At 65.2% G+C, this 9,013-nt stretch carries 9 protein-coding genes; 2 read left to right on the top strand and 7 right to left on the bottom strand.

All coding sequences use genetic code 11. The features are described 5' to 3' along the window. Window positions 1-165 precede the first annotated feature (165 nt). On the top strand, window positions 166-1,116 hold the full coding sequence (locus tag J0I79_RS01135) for an alpha/beta hydrolase (protein WP_292854596.1): 951 nt from the start codon (window positions 166-168) through the stop codon (window positions 1,114-1,116). Here the strand turns inward: J0I79_RS01135 and J0I79_RS01130 are convergent. Further along, complete coding sequence (locus tag J0I79_RS01130) at window positions 1,113-2,516, bottom strand: HAMP domain-containing sensor histidine kinase (RefSeq protein ID WP_292854593.1); 1,404 nt, start codon at window positions 2,514-2,516, stop codon at window positions 1,113-1,115. The two genes, J0I79_RS01135 and J0I79_RS01130, sit on opposite strands and share 4 nt — an antisense overlap. After that, the gene (locus tag J0I79_RS01125; RefSeq protein ID WP_292854590.1) at window positions 2,513-3,187 is read right to left on the bottom strand and encodes a response regulator transcription factor; all 675 of its coding nucleotides are present in this window, start codon (window positions 3,185-3,187) and stop codon (window positions 2,513-2,515) included. Before J0I79_RS01125 ends, J0I79_RS01130 begins: the two co-directional genes overlap by 4 nt. A 779-nt stretch (window positions 3,188-3,966) precedes the next feature. Here J0I79_RS01125 and J0I79_RS01120 point away from each other — a divergent pair. Then, window positions 3,967-4,269, top strand: a complete 303-nt coding sequence (locus J0I79_RS01120) for a hypothetical protein (RefSeq protein WP_292854588.1) — start codon at window positions 3,967-3,969, stop codon at window positions 4,267-4,269. Here the strand turns inward: J0I79_RS01120 and dapA are convergent. From dapA to J0I79_RS01095, 5 genes are all read right to left on the bottom strand, one after another. Further along, complete coding sequence (gene dapA / locus J0I79_RS01115; protein ID WP_292854586.1) at window positions 4,246-5,199, bottom strand: 4-hydroxy-tetrahydrodipicolinate synthase; 954 nt, start codon at window positions 5,197-5,199, stop codon at window positions 4,246-4,248. The genes J0I79_RS01120 and dapA overlap by 24 nt on opposite strands. Window positions 5,200-5,632: 433 nt before the next feature. Continuing rightward, window positions 5,633-5,854, bottom strand: coding sequence for a hypothetical protein (locus tag J0I79_RS01110; RefSeq protein ID WP_292854584.1), 222 nt, complete (start codon window positions 5,852-5,854; stop codon window positions 5,633-5,635). A gap of 20 nt (window positions 5,855-5,874) precedes the next feature. Continuing rightward, a complete protein-coding gene (locus tag J0I79_RS01105; protein WP_292854581.1) occupies window positions 5,875-6,066 on the bottom strand; it encodes a hypothetical protein in 192 nt (63 codons plus the stop codon). Window positions 6,067-6,269: 203 nt separating this feature from the next. Beyond that, window positions 6,270-7,928, bottom strand: a complete 1,659-nt coding sequence (locus tag J0I79_RS01100) for an FAD-binding dehydrogenase (protein WP_292854578.1) — start codon at window positions 7,926-7,928, stop codon at window positions 6,270-6,272. Window positions 7,929-7,967: 39 nt separating this feature from the next. After that, complete coding sequence (locus J0I79_RS01095; protein ID WP_292854575.1) at window positions 7,968-8,954, bottom strand: Gfo/Idh/MocA family oxidoreductase; 987 nt, start codon at window positions 8,952-8,954, stop codon at window positions 7,968-7,970. Window positions 8,955-9,013 lie beyond the last annotated feature (59 nt).

Here is a 9,013-nt window from a genome sequence, read left to right as displayed (position 1 = left end):
CCCCCTCAAGGGGGGAGATTGGCTGTCTTGTCGGCTTTCGCCAATTTTCGACGTTGCTCGGGGGGCGTCGGCGAAGCGACCGCTAATCTCCCCCCTTGAGGGGGAGATGTCCGGCAGGACAGAGGGGGGCGCCTGGGCTCGACCTTTGCAGTCGGTGCGGCCAGCATGACCGACTACAAAAAACTCATCGACGCCGAGACCTGGGCCTTCATCGAGCGGACCAATTCCTATTACCCGCCCGACACGATCGACTACACGATCGCGCAGCAGCGCGAGATCTACGACCGGATGTGCAGGGAATTCTTTGCCGGCTATCCCCTGGATGTCGCGGTCGAAACCTCCGCCATATCGACCCCCGCACACGATATCCCGATCCGCATCTATCGCACGCCGGCCTCCGGTGCGGCTGCCGCCATGGTGCTCTACATCCATGGTGGCGGCTTCATCCTCGGCGGACTGGACAGTCACGACGACGTCTGCGCCGAGCTCTGCGCCCGCACCGGCTATGAAGTCGTCTCGGTCGATTATCGCCTGGCGCCGGAGCATCTGCATCCGGCCGCTTTCGACGATGCGCTGAACGCCTATGAATGGGCCGTCCGGACCTACGATCGCGCTGTCGTGCTTTGCGGCGACAGCGCCGGCGGCAATCTCTGTGCCGCCGTTGCCCATGCGACGCGTGGCCATGCAAAAAAGCCGGTCGGCCAGGTGCTGATCTATCCCGGCCTCGGCGGCGACAGGTCGAAAGGATCCTATGTTACCCATGCCGAGGCGCCGATGCTGACCATGCGCGATCTCGAATTCTACAAGAACATCCGCACCGGCGGCGTGGACCACGGCCCCGACATCACGCAATCGCCGCTGGCCGACGCCGACTTCACCAACCTGCCGCCGACCGTGCTGATCACCGCTGAGTGCGATCCATTGTCATCGGATGGCGAAGCCTATCGCGACCGGATCATGGCGGCCGGCGGGCGGGCCGTCTGGGTCGAGGAGAAGGGGCTGGTGCACGGCTATCTCAGAGCCCGGCACACGGTCGGCCGCGCCCGCGCCTCGTTCACCCGCATCGTCGACGCGGTGGGTGCGCTCGGCCAGGGCAACTGGCCCTGGCAAGGTTAGATCGCGGCCTTTGCGGGGCGTCTTCGCAGCGGCACCACGTTTCCGGAACCGCTGCCGGCGGGGTCAATTCGCAGGGCGATGCTGAAGCAGGCGCCGCCGCCGGGTGCGTCGGACACCGAGACATGGCCGCCGTGCCGGCCGACGATTTCCCGCACCAGATTGAGGCCAAGCCCGGCGCCGCGATCACGCGGCTGCAGGCGGTGGAAGGGCTCGAAAATGCGTTCGCGTTCCTCGAACGGAATCCCTGTGCCCTGGTCCGAGACCTCGATCAGGCCAGTCCCGCATACACGGACCAGGATCAAGCCTCGTTGCCCGCCATGTTCGATGGCGTTCTGGACGAGGTTGACGACGGCGCGTTCGAGCGCGCTCGCATCGCCCTTGACGATCACGCGGTCCTCGCTTGCTTCGAACGACAGCTCATAACCGTCGGCGATGGCGAGCGGGGCAAGGTCGGCCGCCACCTGCCGGCATAGTGAGACGAGGTTGACATCGACAAACGCCGCCCTGCCGTGATCCAGCCGCTGCAGGTCCAACATCTGTTCGGCCAGCGCGGCGATGCGTCCGGCATCGACCATGAGGCGATTGCGGAATGCGCTTTCCGGCATCGTCTCCAGCCGTGTCTGCAGGATGGCGATCGGCGTGCGCAATTCATGCGCGGCATCGAGCATGAAACGCTGCTGGCGCTCATAGCCTTCGTCCAGCCGCTGCAGGGCGCCGTTCACCGCCTGCACCAGAGGTTGGACTTCGGTCGGCACGCCGGCTTCCGGCAACCTGTCGCCGCGGCGGTCGACATCGATCTTTCCGGCGCGCTGCACGATCATCGACAGGCTGGAGAGGGAGCGGCCGACGATCCAGGGAATCGAGACGACTGTGATCAGCACCAGCAGGATGACGAAGGGGATCATCAGCAGGTTGGACAGCACCAGCACGATATAGGCGATGCTGAACATCCGGCCGCCGGCCAGGATGTTGAACTCTCCCGCCGGGCCGGAAGCGCGGCGCACCACGGCGGCCAGGCTGTAGGGAGGCACGGCGTCGCGAATGTCGGCGAAGGCCACCTTGTCGAGATGCATGCCGAACATCCGGTAGGGTTCCGGTACGGGCCCATGGCTGATCATGTTGCCCTGCTCGTCGCGCGCCACGAACCAGATGTCGGGAACCGATTGGCGAAGCTCGTGCAACTCGTCGGTTTCCACCAGTTTGAGGCGGCCATCCGCACCGCGTTCGATTGCCCGCGCCGCTATCTCGGCGACCTCCGGATCGACCACCACGCCGCCCAATCCTGCCTTGACCAGAAAGGCGATCAGCAGCACGGCGGCAAGCATCAGCACGCCGATCTGGCAGAGCAGCAGCTGGATGATCAGGGTTCGCCGCAGCGAATTTTTCCGCAACCATTTCATCGCGCCGGCCTCATCAGATAGCCGACACCGCGCATGCTGTGGATTTCAACGCCGGCCCGGGCGTCCGACAATTTCCTGCGAAGCCTGGAAACATGGGAATCGAGCGCATTCGACTGGATCTCGTCGTCGAAGGTGTAGACCGCCTCCTCGAGCGCCGAGCGCAGCACGGTGCGGCCCTGGCGCCGGATGAGCGCCTCGAGCACAAGCAGTTCGCGTCGCGGCAGCTCCAGCGGCTCGCCGTTTACCTGCACCTCGCGGCTGTCGAGACTGAATTCGAGCGCGCCGATGCGGGCGACGATCGAATCCATCGCCGGAGGGCGGCGCAGCAGAGCGCGCACGCGCGCGAGCAGCTCCTCGACAGCGAAGGGTTTGGCCAGATAGTCGTCAGCGCCCATGTCGAGCCCCTGCACGCGCTCCGCCACCGAGCCCCGAGCGGTCAGCACGATGACCGGGATGTTGGCGCGGATCGAGCGCAGATGCGGGATCAGCGCTATGCCGTCGCCATCCGGAAGCTGGCGGTCGAGCACGATCACGTCGTGGACGTTCTCGCTTACGGCGTCCTCGGCGATGCTGAGCGTCGGCGCATGGTCGACGATGATGTCGTAGCGCGACAGCGCTGATGTCAGCGCGTCGGCCATCTGCGGTTCGTCTTCGACAAGGAGGAGGCGCATCGCGATTCCCATGCTGCTTCTGCCGGACATGTCTCTCCCCATGATTGCCGCAACATTACGATGCCGGCACCGCCACGCTGGACCACTCCTGTCGGCAAATTCCGCGATGCATTCGCACGAGGCGTAATGCAGGCGCAATGCCGGACGCGCAGACCGGACCGGCGGGTGGGTGACACGAACAAGGAAACAATTGCGATCATGACCAGGCTCGGCAGCGCTTTGGCGCTCCTTCTCTGTGCCGCTACGCTCAGCGCATGCGTCGACACCGACGATTATCGGGATCGTCCCTGGCGCGACCATCACTGGCGTGACCGTGACCACAGGCCCGATCGGCCCTGGCGTCCCGACAGGCCATGGCGCCCCGACAGGCCGGATCGGCCCGACTGGCCCGGCAGGCCCGACCGGCCGGACAGACCTGATCGCCCGGATCGTCCCGACAGGCCGGATAGGCCAGACCGACCTGACAGGCCAGATCGGCCGGGACGCCCCGATTGCGGCGGGCCGGCAATAGACTGCGCTCCGGTTCCCGACGTGCAGCCCGGCGGTCCCGATTGCCGGGGTGGCCCGGCGACGACGCCGTCGCCCGACTGTATCGAGCCGCGTCGGCCGCGCCGGCTGGAGCCCTGATCGCGGCGGAGCCTTGATCGAGTCGGGCAGGTATATGCGGCCTTTATATCTCAGGCCGAAACCTGCTCTCGAATTCCTATGCGGCCAGCGACTATGTAGTGCCGGGCCGCCGCTTGACTGGCGACCCGGCAAACAGACTGGCTTCAACGAACATGAAATCACATTCGGTCTGGCTGGCCTCAAGGGTCAGCCACAGGGTCCCGACGGAGTATTTCGTCCTGGCGAACCTCAGGGAACAGGGCAGGATCATCGGCAGGCTTGCCGGCCATCCGATCGCCGATACGGTGGTCGACGCGAGCGGGCAGCGGTACCGCTTTGCCGGCGTCGCGCCGCGCGACCATAGCGGGCGCTTCGATGTCGAAGCGCTCCGCGCCGGTGAATGGATCGTCCAGCCCGGGCTGGTCTATGCCGTTGACGGCAAGGCGCCGCTATCAAAGCCGCCAAAGCGGGGGTGAGGCGATCGCCGGGGCTGGTTCCATGACAGCCGCGCCGCGCCCGCTCAGGGCCAGCATGGCCTGCCTGATGGCTGTTTCGGTTTCCGGGCGAACCGACGTCAGCGGCAAGCGGACATCCGGGCTTATCCCCATCACCAGGCTGAGTGCATATTTCACCGGGACCGGATTGCTCTCCAACTCAAGGGCGGCGATCAGCGGCCGCAAACGGTGATGGATGGCCCGCGCCGTATGGTGGTCGCCCTGCCTGCAGGCATCGTGCATCTCCACGCACAGGCGCGGCGCGACATTGGAGACCACGGAGATCGTGCCGCGCCCACCCATCATGTTGAAGCCGAACGACGTCGCGTCGTGGCCCGACAGATAGATGAAGCGGCGCCTCAGCACGGCCGGCAGTGAAGATAGCCGGCTCAGATCGCCGGTGGCGTCCTTGATGCCGATGATGGTTGGTATCTGCGCCAGCCGCTCGATCGTCTCGAGCGACAGGTCTACCCCGGTCCTAGCCGGCACGTTGTAGACGATGATCGGTATCCTGACCTTGGCCGCGACGGCTTCGAAATGGCGAAAGATCCCTTCCTGGCTCGGCCTGTTGTAGTAGGGCGTCACGACAAGGGCGGCGTCGGCGCCGAAAGCCTCGGCGGCTGTCGTAAAGGCAATCGTCGTCTCGGTGCTGTTTGTCCCGGTGCCGGCGATGATCGGCACCCGGCCCGCGCTGATCTTCACGCAGAGCGCGATGATGTCGAGCCGTTCCTCCCACGACAGGGTGGGAGCCTCACCTGTCGTGCCGCAGGGGATCAGGCCGTTGATGCCTTGCTCGATCTGCCAGCGCAACAGCGTGGCAAGCTGCTTCAGATCGACCTCGCCGTCGGTGAACGGCGTTACCAGCGCGGTCATCGCTCCGTTCAGGCGCGCTCGGCATTGTTCTGGTGTCATGGGATTCTCCTTGGTGGTTTTCTGGATGCGCAATGTCGGCGAGGTGCGCGCAAAGCAGGGCCGACAGCAATGCGGCGGCGAGATCGGCATGCTCCGCTGCAACTTTTCCGGTTCCCGCCGGTCCGGCCTGGATGGAACAGCGCCAGCGCCCGTCCGCTGCGCTGATGGTCGACACCGATCGCTCCGGTTTCGAAGAGGCGATGAGCACAAACACGGCGTCGATCATGGCGCCGGCCTCGATCAGCCGGGTGAACTGCCTGCCTTGCCGGGACGATCTGTCGAGCGACAGGGCGCGTGCGGCTTCCCAGAGCTGGTGTTCGAGCAGCCTGCTTACAGGCGCCAGCCGGTCGAGCAGGTCGGCCAGATCGGCGGGCTCGGCAATGTCGGATTTGTCCATGGTCGGACCGCTCCGGGGAAGGGAGCCGGGCGCGGATCAGTTGAACAGGGAAAGCCGCACGCTCGCGGGAGCGAAGCGTATGGCGCCGGCCCGGTGGCCGCTTTCCATCGCGGCGAAACGCACGGCGGAACTTCTGTCGGCGAAGACGCCGCCGGTCTGACCGTCTTCGTCGCGCGCGATCCAATGGCCCTCGCCGTCACGTCCGACAACGAAGCGGTGAGGAGCGTTCTGGCCGGCGGAAATATGGGAATTTTGCATGACAATCTCCTGCCTTGCGATCACGAAAGCTGCGCGGCGATTGCCGCAGCGGCGATCAAGGCGCCGACGACCAGCAGCCACCATGTCGCCGAGAATGGCGCGATGAGGCTTGCCGTACGGCGATCGCGGTTTGCCGCGAGCCTCATCTGCTCAAGTTGCGAGGCCGGCAATGGCCGATGGGTGGGCACATAGAGCCCGTCCGAGAGGAACATCGAAGACTTCCTTCTTTCTGGAACCGCCGCCGCCAGGCGGCGGCTGCGTGCAGCGGCTTGGCACCGGCTGCGACCTGAAAGATAAAAGCATCGGCATTTGTATTCGAGGCGGCCGAACTCTCAAAAATATAAAGAAGTCATATGTTTATTGCTTGCGAACATAGGAAGTCGGAGGCTGGAGGCCTTGTCCCGGCCCCGCCTTCCTACGCCACCGACCGGGCCGCGGCCCGGCCCGCGCCACGGCCTGAAAAGATGCAGCCGCCAAGGAAGGTGCCTTCGAGCGCGGCATAGCCATGCACGCCGCCGCCGCCGAACCCGGCGGCCTCGCCCACGGCATAAAGCCCCGGCACCGGCTGGCCATCGGCACCCAGCACGCGGCTGTCGAGATCGGTCTGCAGGCCGCCCAGGGTCTTGCGGGTGAGGATGTTGAGGCGCACGGCGATCAGCGGGCCGTTTGCCGGGTCGAGCATCTTGTGCGGCCTGGCCGTGCGGATCAGCTTGTCGCCGAGATAGGCGCGCGCGCCACGCAGCGCGGTGATCTGCATGTCCTTGGAGAACGGATTGTCGAGCTGCCGGTCGCGGGCGCGGATCTCGCGTTCGACCTGCGCGACGTCAAGCAGCGGCTCGCCGCCGGCCAGCGCGTTCATGCGGCTGACCAGCTTCGAGAGATCGCTCTCGACGATGAAATCCTCGCCCTTCTCCATGAACGCCTTTACGGGGCCGGGAATGCCCGAGGTGGCGCGGCCGAGCACCTGGCGCCAGCTCTTGCCCGTCAGATCCGGGTTCTGCTCCGAGCCCGAGAGCGCGAACTCCTTCTGGATGATCTTCCTGGTCAGGATGAACCAGGAATAGTCGAAGCCCGTGCTCATGATGTGGCTGAGCGTACCCAGCGTGTCGAACCCGGGATAGAGCGGCACCGGCAGGCGTTTTCCACGGGCGTCGAGCCACAGCGACGAGGGCCCGGGCAGGATGCGGATCGCGTGGTCGGTCCAGATCGGCGCCCAGTTCTTGATGCCTTCGACATAGTGCCACATGCGGTCGCGGTTGATGATCGAGCCGCCGGCGGCCTCGGTGATGGCCAGCATGCGGCCATCGACATGGTCTGGCACGCCGGTGATCATGCGTTTCGGTGCCGATCCCAAACGCCTCGGCCAGTTTTCGCGGACGAGTTGATGATTGGCGCCGATGCCGCCGGAAGCGACGATGACGGCCTGCGCATGCAGTTCGAACGCGCCTTCTATTTGCCGGGAACTCTTATGGCCGCGTCCGACGGTGCTCGGCTCGAGGATGTCGCCGCGCACGCCGGTCACAGTGGTGCCCGTTCGGGTCAGTTCGTTGACCCGATGGCGGAATTTGAAGCTGACCAGCCCACGCTTCTGCGCCTCCCGCACGCGCAGCACGAAAGGTTCGAGCACGCCGGGGCCGGTACCCCAGGTGATGTGGAAGCGCGGCACGGAGTTGCCATGTCCGATGGCGTTGCCGCCGCCGCGCTCGGCCCAACCCACCACCGGAAAGAATTTCAGCCCGCGCTCGATCAGCCAGGACCGCTTTTCGCCGGCGGCGAAACCGACATAGGCCTCCGCCCATTTTCGCGGCCAGTGATCCTCCGGCCGGTCGAAGGCGGCGGTGCCCATCCAGTCCTCGAGCGCCAGGTCGTGCGAATCGCGGATGCGCATGCGCCGCTGCTCTGGCGAGTCGACGAAAAACAGCCCGCCGAACGACCAGAACGCCTGCCCGCCCAACGACTGTTCCGGCTCCTGGTCGACGATGATGATCTTCTTGCCAGCCTCTGCAAGTTCGGCGGCGGCAACCAGTCCTGCAAGGCCCGCCCCGACAATGATCACATCCGCATCGTCAGCCATTTTCCCTCCCGAGGATTAGCCGGCAAATCAAGATCGGAATTAAACGCTCTCCCAGCCGCCGCTGTCGCCGGCGCGGAAGATCGCGTCGATGGCCTTCTGGTTGGCGACGGATTCCTCCAGCGTGAAGACGCGTTCCTTGCCGCCCAGTGCCGCCCGCGCGAAGGTCTCGACCTCCAGCCGGTACTGCTGCGTGCCGGGAAAGCGGAACACCTGTGCTTCGGTATGGTTCTGATTGTGCAGTTCGATGCGGTGATGGTCGTAGAGCCCGGCGTTGAACGGCGAGAACACTTCGATGAAGCCTTTCTCGCCGTGGAACACCATCACCTGGCGCGCCGCCATCTGGGTGGACAGGTAGAAGGACAGTTCGAAATCACCGAAATCGGCGCGGATCGAGGAGTAGATGTCGGTGCCGAAGGTCTTGTCGCGCTCGATCGTCGCCTGGACTCGGCTAGGCTCCTTGCCAGTCGAGAAGCGCGTCGACACGGTCGGGTAGACACCGATGTCGGGCAGCGCGCCGCCGCCGAGATCGAGCTTGTTGCGCATGTTGTTGGGATCGACATTGTAATAGGAAAAGGCGCCCTGCACATGGCGCAGCCGGCCGATGGCGCCACTGGCGATGAGGTCGCGCACCTTGATCCACTGCGGGTGGTAGATGACCATGAAGGCCTCGCAGACCAGCACCTTCTTCTCATCGCGCAGCTTGATCAGCGGCGCGATATCCCTAGCGTCGAGTGCTAGCGGCTTTTCGACCAGCACATGCTTGCCGGCTTCAATGGCCTTCGCCGTCCATTCGACATGCTGCGAGGTGGGCAGCGGGATGTAGACGCCATCGACGTCCTTGGATGCGAGCAACTCCTCATAGGAGCCGAAGGCATGACGCGCGCCGAAACGCTCGGCCAGGGCCTTGGCCTTGGACAGGTCGCGGCTGGCGATGGCCGAGAGCACGCCGTTCTCCGCCTCGACGATCGCCGGCAGCAACTGCTCGCGGCCGATCTTGGCCGTCGACAACACACCCCATCGGAACATCACGCTTCTCCATCAAGATCACATCGATGGAGATGTGCCCCAATTCCGGAGAAAAGCCA

Source organism: Mesorhizobium sp. (assembly GCF_017306585.1).
In the GTDB taxonomy this organism is placed as follows: Bacteria; Pseudomonadota; Alphaproteobacteria; order Rhizobiales; family Rhizobiaceae; genus Mesorhizobium.
Note: the sequence above shows the minus strand (reverse complement) of the source record. Positions and strands in the feature narration are given on the sequence as shown.